Source organism: Spirosoma endbachense, assembly GCF_010233585.1.
GTDB classification, from domain to species: Bacteria; Bacteroidota; Bacteroidia; order Cytophagales; family Spirosomataceae; genus Spirosoma; species Spirosoma endbachense.
Genome location: NZ_CP045997.1, coordinates 2,608,496 through 2,626,218 on the forward strand (window position 1 = coordinate 2,608,496; position 17,723 = coordinate 2,626,218).

Here is a 17,723-nt window from a genome sequence, read left to right on the forward strand (position 1 = left end):
CGTGTATTGTCATACCATTTGCTGAAGCCCGTGTGAAAGGACCAACTTAACCTGCCGCATTTCCCCGCTATTTTTTTTTGTCCTCTAACCATTGTCTGGCAAGTGAAGCTTCAACAGGCTGCAATACCTGAATGCACAATTGTACTTGCTCTTCAGCTAATCCGCCAAAACACGTTTCGTTCACTTCAGTCAATTTTTGATAACAGTCCTTTAATGCACTTGCTCCTTCTTTGGTTATCTCTAACCGTTTAGTCCGCTTGTCAAGCTCATCTCCCTGTTCCACAATCAGGTTAGCTTTCTTTAATCGGTCAAGAATCAATAGGCCTGATGACAGCTCATTGAAATTGGCCCAAATGACATCGGTTTTCTTTGGGTTCGAGGAGTTGGCAATGGAGTTGAGATATAAAAATTCGTCGAAGCTACTGATACCGCAGTCTTTAAAAGCGACTACACTATATATAGAATGAAGCTTGACAATTCTTCCTACCAGCTTGGTGAGCATACTTACGCTGTCAGGAGGAACTGGGGATTGCCAAAAGCCAGTCTTTTGTTTATTTTTCTCCTGATTCACCAGATAAGCCTGACAAAACTGACTTAGTTCAGCCTTTGGATTTTCCTCTTCGTACTTCGCCCAGAGGTTAAGCAGTTCTACCGTTTTATTCATATAGATCATAGTTGATGTAAAACTAAAATTAAATAGCATTAATGATTTTAATTTAATCATTAATGCTATACATTTGCAATATAAACATCATATATGATATAATTATGGAAAATTTATACGTGAAGGGATTAAGTGGGATGATTATGTCATCTGCCGAGCCGGAACGGTTAGTCAAATTTTACAAAGAGGTATTAGGCATACCACTGGCGCTTAATCGTCATGGCAATATGCCCGAACATTGGGAGTGCGAGTATAATGGTATTCACTATGCCGTACTTAAGCGAAAATCGAACGAGCAACCAAACGAGAATATCGTACTCTCTTTCGCCGTGGATGATATAGAAAATTTTGTAGCCACACACGATATTAAGCTGATTCATCCTATTATGGACTTAGGGGAGGGAGCCTACATTGCCAGTTTCAAAGACCCAGACGGCAACACGCTTCGTTTTTGGATGAACAAGAATGCCATATAACAAGCTCGAAATTCACTAATGATGATACGGAATATGTGTATTCAACTAGTCTAAATGTCGGTCAATGGATAGGAATACATGGGTATTATCCATGCTAAAGCCACGACACATCGGCTTTAGCATAGTCCTGGAATAGTACCTTTTAGTTCTTATGAACTAATTTAAGTGCAAACTTTAGTTGCACATCGGTCTGCTGAACCAGGTCATTGACCGTGGGGGTGATCGTATAATCAGGCAACACACCTCTGTCCCTATAGCTTACTTTTTTCACATAGTTAACGTATTTAAATCGGGGAATAATCACGTTGAGTCTACTATGTGGCAACTCAATTTTTATGGTTTGCCCGGACGTATTCCCATAGTACCCGCCCCCGGTTTCTTCGCCAATAAATTCCCCCCGTTCATTACTTTTTGCAATTGCGCAGAATTCAACGGTTGTGGAAAACGATAAGCCATTAATCAGGTAGAAGACCCGCCCCTTGAAGTTATTTTCTTGTGGTGGCAGTAAACTGAGAAGCCTATTTTCCGATACCGTAAATTTTCTACTTATGGATTCTACCGAGGCAAGATACCTGAATGATTTATTGGTCAGATAAGAGTAAAGTAATGGCCCGTATTCATCAAGCCCACCAGCATTACCGCGAAGATCAACAATCAAATTGGCCGTTTTTTTCTCGCTAATTTCAGAAAATGATTCACGAAGAAACACCTTGAAATCCAGACCAGCTCTTCTCAATCTATTTTCATCAAACGTTTTTATAGTCAGTAAAGCGACGTTCGGTTGGGGGTAGCTTAAATTTAACTCTTTTCTGCTCGATTGTCTACTATTCGATTCGCATTCGAAATCCCTGGCGAGCTGAGCAGCAACGATAGTCGTCATTAGTTTCCCTTGCCGATTTCTGTAGTTGACAACAAGCGAATCGCCATGCCCGAAAATCCATTTATATAGAAATGGGAACGCTCCGTTAGTCGTTACTGTATGATTTTTTTTGGTTTCAATGCTTCCATCAGAGGGTAAATAGCGGAACAATTCTTTCCTTATCTCAGAAACCGCTTTATGATTAATGGATAAAATTTCGGTTCCTACCGGGAATTGCTTATGCCGACTGCAACTGATAAAAGCTTTATTTTGAGCAAAATAGAGGTAAAGTGGAACGAGTTTGGTACGCTCCTGATAGCTCTTCATTAAAAGGGATGAAATATTCGTTCCAGTATGACCATCCTGAATGGCGCTGATTAGAAAGAGGATTTTTTTGGCAAACTCAAGCTGCGTCAGTGGTCGGTCGATGGAAAGCAAGCAACTATCCAATAATTTATCTACTTTCCATTTCGTCTGATAGCGGTACAATCCGGGATGGTTATTTTTCAGGACCTCACGGAAAACCACAAAATCCATCGCCAATAACTCCGTAGGTATTGGGATTAGTGAACGTGTGGTTGTATACAGATTCGTTGGCATCGCGCCTGTTGAAATCCGGGTTAAACATGTGTCCTTTTGGTTTAGTAGTATAATAAAATCATACGTATTGCCCGGTGTAACCTTGAACGAGATAGAGTCCAGATCGGTGTAAAATGTAATTGATTTATTCGTTATTGGTTCTACTGACGTGTAAATATCAGGCTTAGCCTCAGGCGATAAACTCCATATCCCTTCCCGAATGACGTAGCCATCTTTAATCAGGACATTCGTTGAGCTTGCCCTTATCAGGGGGAGCTTATTCTGAGCTATTGAACAACCTATCTGTAGAAAAAACAGTATGGTTACGACAATAGAATCCCTTACCCATATAGGGCGAACGCTGGTAAGATTCATGGTAAGACTTAGTTAGGGAAAGGTTTTACTTGTTTGCAGATTGCTTTAGAAAAATGAAATAGCTTAGGAAGCTCGCTGCCAGGCAGAAGGACATGATCGCTAACGAGTGGATACCTAAGGGGAACGTATAGTAAATGATAGTAAGCCCAATGCCTAAACCTATCCAGATGGCGAACCATTTGATCGGGCTAGTATAATTGGGTTGAGAAGTGGTGGGAGCTTGCTGAAGTCCTAATTCGAGGGCTTTGCGTTTAAGTAGAAAATCAAATAATCGTTTGATGACCTCCAGGATAAATAGCAGTACGAATCCACCGCCAACGATTGTCACACAAACCGCAAAAAGATCCCGATCAATATAAGGCGTAGTAGTTTGGGCCTGTACGGTTAATGGCGTAGCAAGTGCGGTCAGCACACGGATCAACTGTTTCATTTTGTTTCGATTAACACGTTATACCTCATTAGACAGTAACCTCCAACGCTCGTTGCAAAAAATCAACTAAAATGTAACGTTTTCATTTTCCGCTGAAATTCTACGTACATCGCCACGCATAGAAACAGGAACGAAAAACTGGCGATGGTGTAAAGCAGGTAGACCACCATGGGAGTAATGGTTGAAACGACCTGAAATAAATCGCTACCAATCCGATAAAATACGATACAAACCAAGAAGACCGCACTAGTGATAAGGCAGAAAATAAATACGTTATCAAATGAATTTTTGGTTTTGGCAGGAGGCAACTGGCCCATTACTAAGCCTGACAGGCTAAACTCAAAAACCGGCCTGTTTTGCTGGTTTACACCATCCAGTAACACGCTGTAAAGCTGTGCTTTCCGCCGACAGTCTTCACAATGAGTGATGTGATCAATCAGTTGTTCACTACAGCTAAACGTGTGGAAAACATACTGTTGGACTTCGCTATCCGAAAGATGGGTCTTGCTCATAGCATTCCTTTATTATAAATCCGTACTACCTGATCTCTAAGGGCTCTGCGGGCCCGGAATAAATAGCTTTTTACCGTTCCTTCCGGCAGTTGAACAATTTGAGCGATTTCTGCACAACTTAATTCTTCAGTATGGTAAAGGGTAATTAAGGTCTTATAAAGTGGGGGAAGTCGGTCGATTCCAACAGCCAGAATTTGAGAAAATTCTTTATTAATCAGGTACTTTTCAATGTCGTTGTCAAATGGGTTCAGCAGGTTATTCCAGCGATCTGCCCCTTCCTCGTCTGTCTCCTGTTCTAAGGTTGCGATATCGACTAAGGGCAGTTTTTTCTTTTCAAGGAAATTGACGCAGGTATTGTACGTGATTTGCCCAATCCAGGTTGACAGTTTCGCTTCAAATTTGAAACTAGCTAGTTTTTGAAACACCTTTAAATAGACGTCCTGGGCAATATCTTTTCGATCATCGTGATTGGGGATCATTTTAAAAATAATCTGCGCCACTAATCCTTCTGTATTTTTAATAATCACCGAGAAGGCCTTCGTGTCGCCACGTAATACCTTCTCAACCACAGTCTGGTCTGTTCGTTTATGGTCTTCTTTCTGGTCCACTTACTGGATTAGACAGACTAGTTTCGGGAAAGTTGCAAACGGGAAGACTTAACCTACAAAAAGGGTTTCAAGCCACTGGAAATCGTGTTGTATTAATTTCCGTGGGATGAGGTTTTAAACCGCCAGGTGTCATAGTGCGGTTCTCCACCAAGGGCCCCACTCCTGCCACAATTTTCACGGTACGCCGGAGTGGGGTTTACAGGTTGCGGTCAGTTTATAATTAGAAAACCGTTTGCAAACTCAAATTTACTAATGATGGATTTACACAACATCGCGTTGAGAAGTACTCAGAAAACCGGCAATAGCACCCAGAATATACGTCAGCAGGCTTATATAAACGTAACCATAGTGCCAACCATCGGCCTGAGTTGCATTATGAAAAAAGTTAATAGGCGATAAATAAGGCGAAGCCCTGCTTATAGGCTGGGACCTGGAGATAACACCTGCTAACGTAATAAACAAGCCAAAGCCTGCCGGAATGATAAAACTGCGAAATCGTAAGCCGATATAAAATTGAAGGCTGGCCATTCCTAAGCCGCTCAGCAAGATGTTGAAACATGCCTGAGCTAACACAGGTCGAATGGTAAATAGTTGAAAATTATAGTGTGGTTTCAGTTCACTCAAAAGCCAGCCGGCGCCTTCGGCAAAACCAAATAACACTAGATGGCTAATGGCCAGTAATCCGGTAAATAAGGCCAGTTTAGCGTAAAATACACTCCATTTAGGAAGGGGCAAACTATAGACGCTTTTCCAGGTATCAGCCTGATGTTCAATGGCACTGACTAAGGCCGATTGCAGGCTGACATAAATGGGAAAGATGAACAGAGACCACCCGACCAAAATATGGCCGGTAAACTCAATCCAGGGATTGACGCCTTTATGATAAAATTTGTAACCCTCCAGATAACTGGCCGTAAAGGCCACTCCAACGACAAAAAGCGGAGCCACCAGTGCCAGCCACAGCACCAGCGTACCTTTGGCTTTTAGAATTTCTATGGTCAAACTACGGGTAAAATAAGATTGGATAGACATGGTTCGTTGATCGGTTAGGCATGAGCGTGAGTAAGGGTCAGAAACAGTTCTTCCAGGGTCTGCTGATTGGTTTGTAAACCATATACGGCCAGCCCCTGATCCATCAGCAATTGGTTAATGCTCGCAATTTGTACCCGATCCCTAATCGCCACTTGTAGCTGATCAGAGACTGCGTCCAGTAATCGAAACTGGGCATCCAGCAGGAGTTGGCGGGCTACCTGATTATTGTTGGTATCAATAGACAGGATGGGTAATTGAAGCGCTCGCAACTGAGTCATTGTTCCCTGAAACAATAAATGGCCCTGATTAAGGATAGCCAGATGCGTGGCAATTTTTTCCATTTCTCCCAGCAAATGACTTGACACGAAGATCGTTTTACCATGTTGGTGGCTTAGCGCGACCAGTAATTCCCGGATCTGTCGAATCCCAGCCGGATCTAATCCATTTGTCGGTTCATCCAGTATTAATAAGTCAGGATTACCCAGTAAGGCTATCGCAATCCCTAACCGTTGACGCATACCCAGAGAGTACTCGCTCACGTTCCGATGCGCATCCTTCGTGAGTTGCACCATCGCCAAAACCTGATCGATCTGTAGTCGATCCACCTGACGCGCCCGTCGAATAATTTCCAGGTTATCCCGGCCCGACAGATGGTTGTAGAGTGAGGGCGATTCAATCAAGGACCCTACCCGGTTTAAAATGGACAGCCGGTTGGTACGGATCGATTGGTCGAATAAATGGACAGTCTCCGGCGGGCTATGAATTAGCCCCATTAGCAATCGAATGGTCGTGGTTTTTCCCGAACCATTAGGTCCCAGAAACCCAAAGATACTGGCGGAGGGTACCTGTAAGTTGAGTTCATGCAACACTGGGTGCCGACCATAGGCATAACTCAATTGATGTGTTTGGATGATGTAGGAAGTCATAGTTGTGTGCTTTCCCAAAACAACAAGACTTCCACACCGGCAAAAAATAAAGTAGACTAAACGCCTAATATTCTCCTCAGACTCTCGAAACCACGGCGCAGGTCGATACGTCGGTAAAAATGGTCCGTTTACCTCCTCATTTTGCCAGTCTATTCCTGATCGGAGATAAAAAACACGTTCTTTTGTACCTTGTTTGCGTATGAAGCCTGCCCGTTCAAGACCTTTTTTTCTTCGGCAGACGCACTGGTCCACCTGGCTACATGGGATCGTGTGGCTACTTTATGTCGTATTCATCGTCTATGTAGCGGCTTATCAAGGAATTCCCGTCCTTCTGGCTCATCCCAGTGTGCACTTGCTGAGTCAGCTGGTTATTTTTTACCTGAATTACTGCTACCTCATCCCCAGGGTACTGGGCCGGATGAACATTGCTCGGTTTCTGGTAGTCAATCTGATCAGTATTTTGCTGCTGGAAATCCTGTTTATTCAGCTTTATCACTGGCTGAGAGCACAATACCTGGGCTCAGCCATAACGACTTTCCCGCTGCCATATTCAACCCAGTTTGTCCTACGTTTTTTTGAGCTGATTCTGTTTGTCGTATTGGCGGGGCTAATTCGCTTCACTGGCGATTGGTTTATTCACCAGCAACAGGCAAAGGAACTGGAAAATGTTCAGTTACGTACCGAATTAGCGTTTCTAAAAGCCCAACTGAATCCCCACGTTTTATTTAATATCCTCAATGCCCTCTATGCCCTCTCGCTTCGACAGGCCCCCGAAACCTCGCAGGGAATCATGCAATTATCCCAACTGATGCGTTATATGCTGTATGAAACCAACGAGGAGCGGATTACGCTAAGCAAAGAAATCGAGTTCATTCGTCATTACCTGGATTTACAACGATTACGACTCCCTGCCCACTTTTCAATTCAGTTTGAGGTCGATGGTCCGACAGAGCAAATCAGACTAGAACCGCTGCTACTCTTACCACTCATTGAAAATATATTTAAACATGGTGATTTTCACGCATCTATCCATATCGTCGTACAGGAAGGGTCCTTACAAATGCGTACCTGTAATGGGATTAGAACGAATCAAGTGAAATCAGTTGGAGGAATTGGCCTGACGAATCTTCGACGGAGACTGGCATTTCTGTACCCCGACCGTCATCAGCTGGCACTGGAAGAAAAAGACGAACAACTCTGGACCAACTTGCGTATAAGCCTGTAAATGAAGCAATTATGATTAGATGCCTGGTTGTCGATGATGAGCGATTTGCCCTTGAAGTACTGGAAAACTACATAGAAAAAGTACCTTTCCTTCAACTCGTACACCTGTGTAGCAGTCCACTGAAAGCGTTGCAGGTCCTTTCCCAAACACCCATTGATCTGCTCCTACTAGACATTGAGATGCCGGAGCTAACTGGGCTTCAATTGCTTCGAACCCTCAAAGATCCGCCTTTTGTCATTTTGACGACTGCTTATCAGCAGTTTGCACTGGAGAGTTACGAAGTCAATGCGGTCGACTATCTGGTTAAACCAATCCCCTTTGAGCGGTTTCTGACAGCTATTCATAAGGTTCAGGAACGACTTCAGGTATCCCCCCGAGAAGTCCCTTCGCATCCGTTCGAACTAACTGATAGTAGTTCGAACAGCATCTTCATAAAAAGCGAGTACAAAATGGTACGCGTCGATTTAGCGGATATCCTCTTTGTGGAAGGGAAGAAGGATTACGTGCTGATTCACACCCGCGAAAAAAAATTGATAACGCAACTCACCTTAAACAACCTGGAAGGTAAATTACCGACCAGCCATTTTTTACGGGTGCATCGCTCCTTTATCGTCGCACTTCATAAAATTGATAGTGTGGACCGAAATCGCATTCAGATTGGAGCCGTGGACATCCCCATTGGCGATTTTTACCGGGATAATTTCCTTAAAAAAATCACCTGATTCAGCGACCTCCTTTATTCAGAGAAATTTGTGACAGATCACTATAGGCACTATTACGTTATCACTCGGATAATCTCATAACTATGTGGTGGATTTATGCATTACTCTCGGCTTTGTTTGCCGCTTTGACTGCGGTCCTGGCTAAAGCCGGAATCAAAGGAGTTAATACCGATCTGGCTACAGCCATTCGAACCGTCGTCATTCTGTTTGTGGCCTGGGGCCTGGTGTTCTGGCGGGGCGGTATCGATTCGTTACCCATGCTCACCCGCCAGAACTGGCTATTTCTGATTTGTTCAGGACTTGCAACTGGTTTTTCCTGGATTTTCTATTTTAAAGCGCTACAGTTAGGCAAAGTTTCGCAGGTAGCTCCTGTCGATAAGCTTAGCGTAGCCATCGCCATTCTATTATCGGTTATATTTCTGGGAGAAGTCTTAACCTGGAAGGCCGCTATCGGGGCGATTCTGATCATTGGTGGTACGCTGGTGCTTATTTTATAAACCATGAGTTAATGATTAGCACGCTAAATGAAAAATGCCACAACCCATACGAGTTGTGGCATTTTTTTCGACCAGGGAAAATCTCTCAAATCTCTATTCCGATTAGCTAGTGTTAAATTACTTGGTTACCGTAAACGAGTCGAGTTCTTTGCCGTTGACGTCAATCTGGCGGATAGTCAGCGTCTTGCCATCTACATCAGCTACGGTGAGAGAGTGGACATTCGAAAAAAACTTATCCGTAAATCGCTGCCACGAGTCGGGATCGTTGTTCTGCTCGGGGTTATAAAGCGTTTGACCACCCGCACCCGTTACCAGATAAATGATTCCCTTTGGTCTGGTATTTGTCTTGCCGTTAAATGATTTATCGAGTGTCCATTGGCCGTTTACAACCCGCCCACGAGCCATCTTGGCTCCCATACTCGCGACCAGAAGAACGCCTTTTTTGTCGGGAACAAACGTCATTGGGAAAGTACGTTGGTAGTTATGCACATGACCAGTAAAGACCACATCGACATTGCCCTTTTCAAAGATTGGCGACAGGAGTCGGGTGTGTTGTTGCTCATAATGCTCTCGTGCCGAGTTGAAACCAGGATGGTGGAACATCACAAACCGCCAGGTAGCATCTTTGGCACTGGCTAAATCAGCAGCAATCCAATCCTGCAACGCTTTGTCCGTAAAATCAACGTAGGGGTTCGAGTCGATCACCGTCCAGTGGGCGTTGGCATAATCGAATGAGTAATTCGACATTTTCAGGTAAGCCTCACCAGCGGCATCGGTAAACGCTTTGCGGTTATCGGCCGAAGCCGTCATCGTTGGAACAAGTGGCCCACCCTCCGTGCCGGTGATGCCGTTCAATGGCTGGTTCCAGTAGTAGTAATACGCCAATGCATCGGGGTATTTGTCCAGATCGCGGGTATCGGTATCGTGGTTACCGGGAGCCACAATCATTGGTACCGACCGTAGCAAAGGCGCACCTGTCGTATCGACCCGGTTGGCGTTATAGATTGGCCAGAAGCGGGACCGGTATTCTGAGATTAAGCCACGTTCGTACACAATATCGCCCGGAACGACCACAAAATCGGGTTTCGCCAAATAGGCGCGGGAAGCCAGCTTTTTCTGGGCGGGTGTCTCGGCACCAATATCGGCAAAGGCGACAAAACGGTACGGCTGATCGGCTTTTTTCGAGGCTTGTCCCTCAGCCGTAAACACCACCTTGCCTGCTTTCGACACCCGGTAGTTGAATTTACTGCCTGGCGTCAGACCAGCGAAAGCCGTCTGAAAAACCCGGTGCGGCTCAATACCAGCCACTGCCACCCGAACAGATGTAGGCGCTTCCGTTTTTTTCCAGGGACCATTGGCTTTGGTTTGATACTCAACCGTCCAATCGGTACCAGCGTCTGGTGCATGCCAAAGCAGTTGAAGGGATTCGGCAGAGGGCGTGCGACCAATCTGAAGATAAGGCCGGGCAATGAACGGGTCATCCTTTTTATTGTCCTGCGCTGAACAGGTTCCTGTCAGGACAATCTGAATCAGCAACAACAGGAGTACTAGTTTATTTTTCATGCCAGTCTGGTAGAAGATTAAAGCCTACACCTCAAAAACCTTCAGCTTCGAGTTTTTTTGAGGTGTAGGCTTTCTATTTTTTTAGTGCAGATTACCCTTGCCGTTGCTTGGATAGGCACCAATATCAGTGCTTGGTGGCGTAATTTCAGTGGAGCCATACCGCTCGCTAACCGGCACTACGGTCAATGGACCGAAGCTTGTCGTTCCTTTGCCAAGAGCGGGCGAAGTTGGCTGTAGTCGGAAGTTCCATGTACCCACAAAGCTGGCATCGGCTATTTTTTTGGTGGCCACGTAAGGCAATGGAAAGTTTACGAACAAGGGGTTGTTTTTCTGCACAACCGCCGAACCGTCATAAACAGCACCCAATTTGTAGCTGGCGGGTAAAAACGACGAAGGAGCCGGAATATCAGTCGTCTGGGGCTTGGTATAGAAACCAGTCGGATAAATCTGGTTCGCCATTTTCAGCGAATCAACGTAGTTGTAGTTATAACCATACTTGATGTTGGCCGTATCGGCAATTACCAGTGCATTACCAGCATAACTAGCCGTAGCGCCAACCACCCGTGGGCCATATTTAGAATCGACCATCAGGTTGTTGTAGTACCCACCTTTCGCTCCGTTTTCGAAGTTGAGCGAACCCCCACGGCCGTCTGCCGACCGGCGGTAGCCGTTCGCAACCATCGTGTTGTTATACATCAGGATGTTCGTCTGAGGCTGGTTGGTAGCCTGTCCGTCATTCGAAGCTTTCGGACCGTTGGTGGCCATACCGATGACCAGGTTGTACGCAAAGTTACCAACCGTTCCACCCTTAACGTTCCACGCTTCGCCACCGGTAAAACCGCACTTTTCGAAGGTATTCCGCATGACGTTGTACCGACCACCGAACGGACGCATTGGATCGTCAACCGAACCGTATACCCAGGAATCTTCCAGAACCACAATGCCGTCTGAGTTTTTCGACGTCAGGGTGTACGCATTGGCACCGTTGGCCAGGAACGATACGGGCGAAGTACCCAGTTTACCACCGCCAAAATCGAGGTGCGTCCATTTGATAATGATGTTTTTAAACATCGTTTCTCCCGCAATACCGCCCCAGAATCCTTTGTAGGCTGGGTCGGCAGTGGGGTCAGAACCTAACGTTTCGTTCTTGACGGCTACGGAACCTGGTACGGTGAAATAGATTGGTTTATCCTGTGTACCCAGCGAAAGCAGCGAGCCTTTCACCACAAAACACCAGGCTCCCTTGCCATCGAACAGGACTTTGGCACCCGGCTGGATCAGCAGCGTGTCACCTTCGTTGATGAACACATCGCCCGTAACATTGTAGGATGAATCCGCTTTCAGCGTGCCTTTAATCGATCCCTGTAAGGGTATTTTGGTACTAACGGCCTGCCCTACCTGATAAAGTGGAGCGGATACCTGCACATCCTCGGATTTGCTGCAACTCTGCAGCCCGGCAAACAGGCCTGCAATCATCACGACGGCTAACCAGCCCAGTTGAATCTGACGTTTCATTCGAATTGAATTTTAAATAGTAAAAAGGTAAATAGTTGATTGAGCGATTGTTATCGCTTGTATCGTAGCCCAAATAGATAAGACTGCTGGAACACATCTTTCTGTACGGTGATCCGGTCGCTACGGTCTTGGTCGGGGTAACCGCTCAGGGTGTTAGGACGTAGAATGTCTACGATGATAGGGTTATTGAGTAGGTTGGCGAGCTTGGTAAACACACTCAGCCGACCGCCGTGAAAGCGTTTTTCGGCCGAGAAGTCAACCTGCGAGGTACCCCGCTGCCAGTAGTCAAGGTCTTTATAAGCCGACACGATATTGATTCGCTTACCCGTATAGACCCAGGCCAATTGCGCGTCGAAGCCAATGCGCTGGTTTTTGTACATCAGCGACAGGTTGGCGATATGATCGGACTGGCCCTGTAATGGCCGGGTTTGTTGCACATCGGTCACCACAGTACTGCCATTCGCATCGCGGCCATAAACCCGCTTGGTGGTGGTGATACTCGACTTCGTGTAGGTGTAATTGCCCGATACACCCCAGTTGCTGAAATATTTGGCAAACACCAGTTCGGCCCCGTAGTTGATTGCCGTACCGTAATTGATGGGCTGGTAAACAATGTTGTTCTGAGCTAATTGGCTGAATCCGTATTCAATGGGGTTCTGGAGATTTTTGACAAACGCACCCAGCAGTAACTGCTCGTTGCCTTTCGGAAAGAGTTCGTAGCGCAGATCGATGTTATCGGCCACTGTATGTTTGAGATTAAAATTACCCGTCTCGGTGAAAAAGTCGCCAGGGAACGCAGCGGGTACAATCTCAAAATAACCCGGCCGACTGATGCCCCGGAAGTAGGAAAGCCGCAGGTTTTCACGGTCCGATAACTGGTATTTCAGGTGCAGGCTGGGCAATACATCCAGATAGCTGACATGTCCCGTTTTGCCGGTTGCGGTTACCGGTAACTGCGATACATACGACTGATTGGTATTTTCGGCCCGCACACCACCGACCACCTGCCAGTTCCCCCGTATATACTTGCCTTGTATATACCCAGCCGTTATCTGTTCTTTGGCCGTATAGTTGTTGGCGTTAGTACTGTCTGGATACGCATAAGATTCTGGGCGGAATGAGAAAATTGCTTTGTCGACGCTCGTAAACACCTGCCGGTCGCCACCTGGCAACACCGTCGCTAATTGGTAATCGTTGTAATAATTATCCCGATTTTTAGCCCGATACATACCGCCCACAGACACATCAAACGTCGGTAAAAGCATATAGGTTAGATTCACGTAGCCAGTCAGATCGCGGTCGTTGTTACGCGTCCAGATATAACTCATGTTGTCAATATACCGCGTCGAAACAGACTTGCCATCAGCGCCCTGGCTGGTGCGGCTCGTCACCGAAAGATCGGTCCAGTTGGGGGTCTGGCTTTTAGCCAGCGAGTACACCGCCGACCAATTCAGTTGCAATCGTCCCACGCCTGGTTTTGGAATCAGGGCATGGTCGCCCTGAAGGGTAATGTTATAGATGTTCTGCCGCCGGAACACCGACCTGTCGGTAGTGGTCACGTCACCGATTTGTACCAACTGATTGCCCAGCACGGTTCGGTGTTGCTTGTCATCGAGCTGCATGAACAGCCCGTACAGGCTTAGCTTGTTGTTACGGTTAAATTCGTAATCCGCCTTGAGATTCAATCCTAATCGTCCCTGCTCGTTTGAATACTTACGCTGTTCCACAAATTCGAAGATGGGCGTGTTCGGCACAGGATCGGGCGAGGGTTGACCGTAAAGCCGTAAAAACGACGATTCGCTGCCCCGATAGGTGTGCTGGTAAGAACCACCAACCAGAAACCCCAGCCGTTTATTGAATACCCGGTTACCAATCGACAAGCTCATTAACCCGTTTATGGGCAATTGCACATCCTGATACTGCGCTGTTCGTACGGAGAAATCGCTCGGTTTAGCCGCGTACCGATTGCTTCCTGCTATCTCGGAGGGCGAGCGAAAATTAATATCAGCCGTGCTGAATCCCGAAAACGGGCGACTACTGAACAATTGGCTGTATCCACCCGATGCGGTTGCATTCACTACCAGGTAATCAGGAGCCGACCGCATAATCATGTTCATAGAACCACCAATGGCATCGCCTTCCATGTTGGGTGTAAGGGCTTTTACCACCTCTAAGCGTTCGAGCAGATCGGCCGGAAAAATGTCCATCGGCACGAAGCGGTTTTTGTTGTCCGGGCTGGGAATTTTGATCCCATTGACCAGCGTGTAATTATACCGACGGTCCATTCCCCGGATGATGGCAAATTGCCCATCGCCAGTAGCATTTCGTACTACCGAAACACCCGACACGCGCTGCAACACATTGGCCACCGTAACATCGGGCAGCAGCGAAATGGCTTTGGCACCAATGATATTCAGGACATTATCGGCTTTCTGTTCGGTTTTACGAGTGCTATTGTCACTCTCCCGATCACCAGATGCTGACACGATTACTTCGGCTAAGTCGTGACTACTTTCCGCCAGAGCGAAGTTATGAACGACTGATTCGCTGTTGATCGTAATCGTTTTCTGGGTTTTCTGGTAACTGACGTACTGCACCAGACAGGTATACGTTCCGGCGGGAACACCTTTGATCAGGTAGCTACCATCCAGTCCGACCGTTCCACCGAATTTGGTATTGATCAGGCTTACGGTCGCGCCAATAAGTGGCTCACCGGTGCGTGCATCCATCACGGAGCCTTTTAGCGTAGCCGCCTGCACCGTGAGTGATCCAACCAGCAGCAGTAATGTGTAAAGCGTAAATTTCATAGCTATGCCCTCCAATCGTAGGTGTTCGTTCGTTAGTTGCCCTGCACCATGAGCGGCTCAATCTGAAACAGCCCCGGCGTGGCTGGATTGATCGTCACTTTTACCGCATGGATATTATCTTCTCCGAAGGTTTGTAGCCGCGTGAAATTGTCGAGATCCTTCTTGCCCTTTCCGCCCTTTACGTACAGCGGCTTATCGACCAGAAAAATATGCGAGTCGCCATTGACTAACAGCACCGGTTTTTTGAAATCCACGGTCCGGGCCTGAAGCTTGTCTTTTAAAGTTGTGAATGCATTGGCTTCTTTAGCATCTTTCGCCGAATTGTACATATCGGCCTGCGTGAACAGCACCACCGCAATAGCATTGCTGGCTTTCGCCTGATCAAAAACTTCGTCGATCCAGGCTAAATTGGCTTTATTCCGGTCGTAGAACTCAGCATTATCGCCTTTGGGATTGGGGTAAAAATTATTGTTTGTGCCTACGATGTGGACTGTTCCAAACTGGACATTGCCATATTGCCAGCGATTGTTTTCAACGTATTTGGCAAACTCCGGATGTTTCGCCTGTGAAATCATCAAAAGTTTCGATTTGCCCAGGCTGCTCTGGCCGTCGAAGAACAGTTTCCGGATGGTGCTCAGTCGCTCATCGATGTTGTATTTACCCGGTGTATGTTTGTTGCAATCCGTCCACTCGTTATCACCTGGGATGTAAATCAGCGGCTTGTCAAACTGGTTGAAATAGCCGTGAATCTTTTGATAATACGCATCTGAGCAATCATTCTCACTCGACTTGATATCGCCGACGTGCACATTGAAGACCTGATTCTGTTTGTTCACATCCCGAATCAGATTCTCGAAACGGCCATAGTCTTCAGGAAGGTTGTATGGCATATCGCCGAAAGCCACAAAACTGAAAGGTGCCTGTTGGGCCTGGCTAGAGGCACCCAACAGCATCAAGGCAGTAAAAGCCAGTAGTATAGAAAATCGTACTTGTCTCATCGTTGTAAAGTGGATCATTAAATGGATTGGCTTACCGCAGTTTTACATCACGGCAAACGGTCCCAAACGTTTCGGCATTGAATGCTTTTAAAGTGACAGTCTGACCATTCACCGAAATCAGAGCCAGCACGGGCGGCTCGGTGAAGTATTGGAACTGTTTCATCCAGGGCGTTGCCAGCATCGCGTAAGGTGCCGACCCTCCTCCCCCATTGTTGAGATGATAAAACGGACGGCTCAGTTTCAATTTGGGCAACGTATACCTATCGGGATACATCGGCGTATCGGGCGTTACGTGCAGGAAAGCGAAGTTGTGTTCGTCACCCGAAATGAAAGCCAGAAACTTTTTGCTCTTGTTGACACACAAATCCAGAAGTTGATCGCGACGTTCGAGAATACCCGTTTTCACTGGTGTTCCTGCCACTTTTGGCCGTTCGTCGTTATTACCCTCATACCACATGGCACCGTTCGCATGGTCACCATTTGGAAATACGGCACTGTGTACACTGACAAAAATGTGGTCGATGGCGGGGTCTTTCTCCAGCTTTTGCATGGTTTCGGTTAACCACTTGACCTGTTGGTCCATGATGTAACCTTCTGGCGACCCATCAACACCCGGATAATGCGACTTCCAGTACTCGGTATTCAGCACAATCATTCCCACATTGTCGTAGAAGTAGTAGTACACATTTTCCTGATAAGTTGGAAAGTCAACCTGTTTGCTATCAGGGTCGTAACTCGCCCCATCTTCACTGGATGGCCCGTTGGTTGGGTGAACAAAGGCGCGGGCAAACGTGGCCTCTCCTGACTCGGTTTGATACGGAAACCGGTCGATCTTCGGGTTTTTCTTCGTCTCCGGGTCCGGTGCGAACGTCAGGTAATTCACTTCATGATCGCCCATACCCGTATATACCGGAATCTTGTGCCAGAACGGCTCCATCGCCCGCTTCCAATTCGTATACTCCATCAGATGCCCATCCTCACTCGGATTTCCACCAGTAGTCAGATCGCCAGTGGCCTGCATAAAAACGGCTCCATTCAGTAAAGCGGCTGCCATAATTGCCCGCGACGACTGGTAATTCGTTCCGCCGAAATCACGTTCTCCCCCACCCGATGTTCCTCGATTCGCACAGGCAAACGCGAACGTAAACGGCTTGCGACTTCCCGAAGCGGGCGCTGTCTGGAAGTGATGCTGGTCACTCCGATTCGCATACGCTATGGTATATACGTAATCCATTGCAGGTCTTAACCCACTGACCGTAATCTCATGGTGTGTTGTTTCCTTCGGATCGCTGAATGTCTGGTTACCGACCGTAATGGTTGTCTTTACAGGCACCTGGGTTTCATACGAAATGATGCAACCTGTCGACGTCAATGCATTGATAAAAGGCCCTTCGATAACTGTCGGCAAAGCAGTATATGGCCCTTTGCCACTGAACGCAACCCGACCTTCGTAGACGATCCGTCCGGCATTGTCAAGTACCCGGTAACCAATAACGCCCTGGCCTGTTTCACTCAGCTTAAAGAAATCATTTACGGCTTTAACCGCACCTTTGATATCCAGCAGGGCTTTTCCATCCTGGATCGGTACCGTACGGGGCAGAAATGCAACGGCTGGGTATTCGGCCTTTTCATTGTATGGCCCATACGCTACGGTTCCCGATAAACCCGGCTTGCTGAAATCAAGTAAAATACCCGTTTCATTACCTACCGGGTTGCCCACCATCTGAGTCAAAGAAAAGGCATCTTTTTTATCCAGGTCAACCAGTTTCTGACCATTTCGGGTCAGGACCAGCTGGCCCGTTTCACTATAGTTTAAGCCCGATAAAACACGGGGAATGGTTGGCTTGACCGATTGGGCCTGGGTAAGTAACGGGCAAAGCGTGGCCAGACAAGCCCCCACTAAGGCTTTATGAATGAAAGACAACATGAGTAGTC

Annotated in this window: 16 protein-coding genes; 4 read left to right on the top strand and 12 right to left on the bottom strand. The window is 46.8% G+C overall.

The features are described 5' to 3' along the window. Window positions 1-67 precede the first annotated feature (67 nt). Window positions 68-724: a MarR family winged helix-turn-helix transcriptional regulator gene (locus tag GJR95_RS10280; protein ID WP_162385782.1), complete on the bottom strand. Its 657-nt coding sequence runs from the start codon at window positions 722-724 to the stop codon at window positions 68-70. 44 nt (window positions 725-768) lie between these two features. On the opposite strand from GJR95_RS10280, the gene GJR95_RS10285 reads away from it, so the two are divergent. Further along, window positions 769-1,140: a VOC family protein gene (locus tag GJR95_RS10285; RefSeq protein WP_162385783.1), complete on the top strand. Its 372-nt coding sequence runs from the start codon at window positions 769-771 to the stop codon at window positions 1,138-1,140. Between the two features lie 142 nt (window positions 1,141-1,282). On the opposite strand, the gene GJR95_RS10290 is transcribed toward GJR95_RS10285, so the two are convergent. The 6 genes from GJR95_RS10290 to GJR95_RS10315 all read right to left on the bottom strand — a co-directional run bounded on the left by GJR95_RS10290 (window position 1,283) and on the right by GJR95_RS10315 (window position 6,461). Next, window positions 1,283-2,953 carry a S41 family peptidase gene (locus GJR95_RS10290; protein ID WP_162385784.1) on the bottom strand — a complete coding sequence of 557 codons (1,671 nt, stop codon included), beginning with the start codon at window positions 2,951-2,953 and terminating at the stop codon, window positions 1,283-1,285. A 25-nt stretch (window positions 2,954-2,978) separates the two neighbouring features. Further along, window positions 2,979-3,383 (bottom strand): hypothetical protein, encoded by a 405-nt coding sequence (locus tag GJR95_RS10295; protein ID WP_162385785.1) that lies wholly within the window; start codon window positions 3,381-3,383, stop codon window positions 2,979-2,981. Window positions 3,384-3,445: 62 nt separating this feature from the next. Next, a complete protein-coding gene (locus GJR95_RS10300) occupies window positions 3,446-3,895 on the bottom strand; it encodes a hypothetical protein (RefSeq protein WP_162385786.1) in 450 nt (149 codons plus the stop codon). Continuing rightward, window positions 3,892-4,503: an RNA polymerase sigma factor gene (locus GJR95_RS10305; RefSeq protein WP_162385787.1), complete on the bottom strand. Its 612-nt coding sequence runs from the start codon at window positions 4,501-4,503 to the stop codon at window positions 3,892-3,894. Before GJR95_RS10305 ends, GJR95_RS10300 begins: the two co-directional genes overlap by 4 nt. Before the next feature lie 261 nt (window positions 4,504-4,764). After that, window positions 4,765-5,535: an ABC transporter permease gene (locus GJR95_RS10310; protein WP_162385788.1), complete on the bottom strand. Its 771-nt coding sequence runs from the start codon at window positions 5,533-5,535 to the stop codon at window positions 4,765-4,767. A 14-nt stretch (window positions 5,536-5,549) separates the two neighbouring features. Further along, entirely contained in the window at window positions 5,550-6,461 is a 912-nt protein-coding gene (locus GJR95_RS10315) for an ABC transporter ATP-binding protein (protein ID WP_232541145.1), read from the bottom strand. A 199-nt stretch (window positions 6,462-6,660) separates the two neighbouring features. Here GJR95_RS10315 and GJR95_RS10320 point away from each other — a divergent pair, with 199 nt between their 5' ends. From GJR95_RS10320 to GJR95_RS10330, 3 genes are all read left to right on the top strand, one after another. Beyond that, window positions 6,661-7,686, top strand: coding sequence for a sensor histidine kinase (locus GJR95_RS10320; protein WP_162385789.1), 1,026 nt, complete (start codon window positions 6,661-6,663; stop codon window positions 7,684-7,686). 11 nt (window positions 7,687-7,697) lie between these two features. Then, complete coding sequence (locus GJR95_RS10325) at window positions 7,698-8,408, top strand: LytR/AlgR family response regulator transcription factor (protein WP_174260202.1); 711 nt, start codon at window positions 7,698-7,700, stop codon at window positions 8,406-8,408. An 83-nt stretch (window positions 8,409-8,491) separates the two neighbouring features. Beyond that, the gene (locus GJR95_RS10330; protein ID WP_162385790.1) at window positions 8,492-8,905 is read left to right on the top strand and encodes an EamA family transporter; all 414 of its coding nucleotides are present in this window, start codon (window positions 8,492-8,494) and stop codon (window positions 8,903-8,905) included. Window positions 8,906-9,022: 117 nt separating this feature from the next. Here GJR95_RS10330 and GJR95_RS10335 read toward each other — a convergent pair whose 3' ends face one another. From GJR95_RS10335 to GJR95_RS10355, 5 genes are all read right to left on the bottom strand, one after another. Next, window positions 9,023-10,468, bottom strand: coding sequence for a metallophosphoesterase (locus tag GJR95_RS10335; protein WP_162385791.1), 1,446 nt, complete (start codon window positions 10,466-10,468; stop codon window positions 9,023-9,025). An 81-nt stretch (window positions 10,469-10,549) separates the two neighbouring features. Continuing rightward, on the bottom strand, window positions 10,550-11,983 hold the full coding sequence (locus GJR95_RS10340) for a hypothetical protein (protein WP_162385792.1): 1,434 nt from the start codon (window positions 11,981-11,983) through the stop codon (window positions 10,550-10,552). Between the two features lie 50 nt (window positions 11,984-12,033). Continuing rightward, the gene (locus GJR95_RS10345) at window positions 12,034-14,790 is read right to left on the bottom strand and encodes a TonB-dependent receptor (RefSeq protein WP_162385793.1); all 2,757 of its coding nucleotides are present in this window, start codon (window positions 14,788-14,790) and stop codon (window positions 12,034-12,036) included. Window positions 14,791-14,822: 32 nt separating this feature from the next. Beyond that, window positions 14,823-15,788 carry a metallophosphoesterase gene (locus GJR95_RS10350; protein ID WP_162385794.1) on the bottom strand — a complete coding sequence of 322 codons (966 nt, stop codon included), beginning with the start codon at window positions 15,786-15,788 and terminating at the stop codon, window positions 14,823-14,825. Window positions 15,789-15,819: 31 nt separating this feature from the next. Next, entirely contained in the window at window positions 15,820-17,715 is a 1,896-nt protein-coding gene (locus GJR95_RS10355; protein WP_162385795.1) for a purple acid phosphatase family protein, read from the bottom strand. Window positions 17,716-17,723 lie beyond the last annotated feature (8 nt).

Bases quoted from the DNA above. Each gene is read 5' to 3' on its own strand.
- GJR95_RS10280 (WP_162385782.1), bottom strand. From the start codon at position 724: ATGATTAAATTAAAATCATTAATGCTATTTAATTTTAGTTTTACATCA.
- GJR95_RS10285 (WP_162385783.1), top strand. From the start codon at position 769: ATGGAAAATTTATACGTGAAGGGATTAAGTGGGATGATTATGTCATCT.
- GJR95_RS10290 (WP_162385784.1), bottom strand. From the start codon at position 2,953: ATGAATCTTACCAGCGTTCGCCCTATATGGGTAAGGGATTCTATTGTC.
- GJR95_RS10295 (WP_162385785.1), bottom strand. From the start codon at position 3,383: ATGAAACAGTTGATCCGTGTGCTGACCGCACTTGCTACGCCATTAACC.
- GJR95_RS10300 (WP_162385786.1), bottom strand. From the start codon at position 3,895: ATGAGCAAGACCCATCTTTCGGATAGCGAAGTCCAACAGTATGTTTTC.
- GJR95_RS10310 (WP_162385788.1), bottom strand. From the start codon at position 5,535: ATGTCTATCCAATCTTATTTTACCCGTAGTTTGACCATAGAAATTCTA.
- GJR95_RS10315 (WP_232541145.1), bottom strand. From the start codon at position 6,461: ATGACTTCCTACATCATCCAAACACATCAATTGAGTTATGCCTATGGT.
- GJR95_RS10320 (WP_162385789.1), top strand. From the start codon at position 6,661: ATGAAGCCTGCCCGTTCAAGACCTTTTTTTCTTCGGCAGACGCACTGG.
- GJR95_RS10325 (WP_174260202.1), top strand. From the start codon at position 7,698: ATGATTAGATGCCTGGTTGTCGATGATGAGCGATTTGCCCTTGAAGTA.
- GJR95_RS10330 (WP_162385790.1), top strand. From the start codon at position 8,492: ATGTGGTGGATTTATGCATTACTCTCGGCTTTGTTTGCCGCTTTGACT.
- GJR95_RS10335 (WP_162385791.1), bottom strand. From the start codon at position 10,468: ATGAAAAATAAACTAGTACTCCTGTTGTTGCTGATTCAGATTGTCCTG.
- GJR95_RS10340 (WP_162385792.1), bottom strand. From the start codon at position 11,983: ATGAAACGTCAGATTCAACTGGGCTGGTTAGCCGTCGTGATGATTGCA.
- GJR95_RS10345 (WP_162385793.1), bottom strand. From the start codon at position 14,790: ATGAAATTTACGCTTTACACATTACTGCTGCTGGTTGGATCACTCACG.
- GJR95_RS10350 (WP_162385794.1), bottom strand. From the start codon at position 15,788: ATGAGACAAGTACGATTTTCTATACTACTGGCTTTTACTGCCTTGATG.
- GJR95_RS10355 (WP_162385795.1), bottom strand. From the start codon at position 17,715: ATGTTGTCTTTCATTCATAAAGCCTTAGTGGGGGCTTGTCTGGCCACG.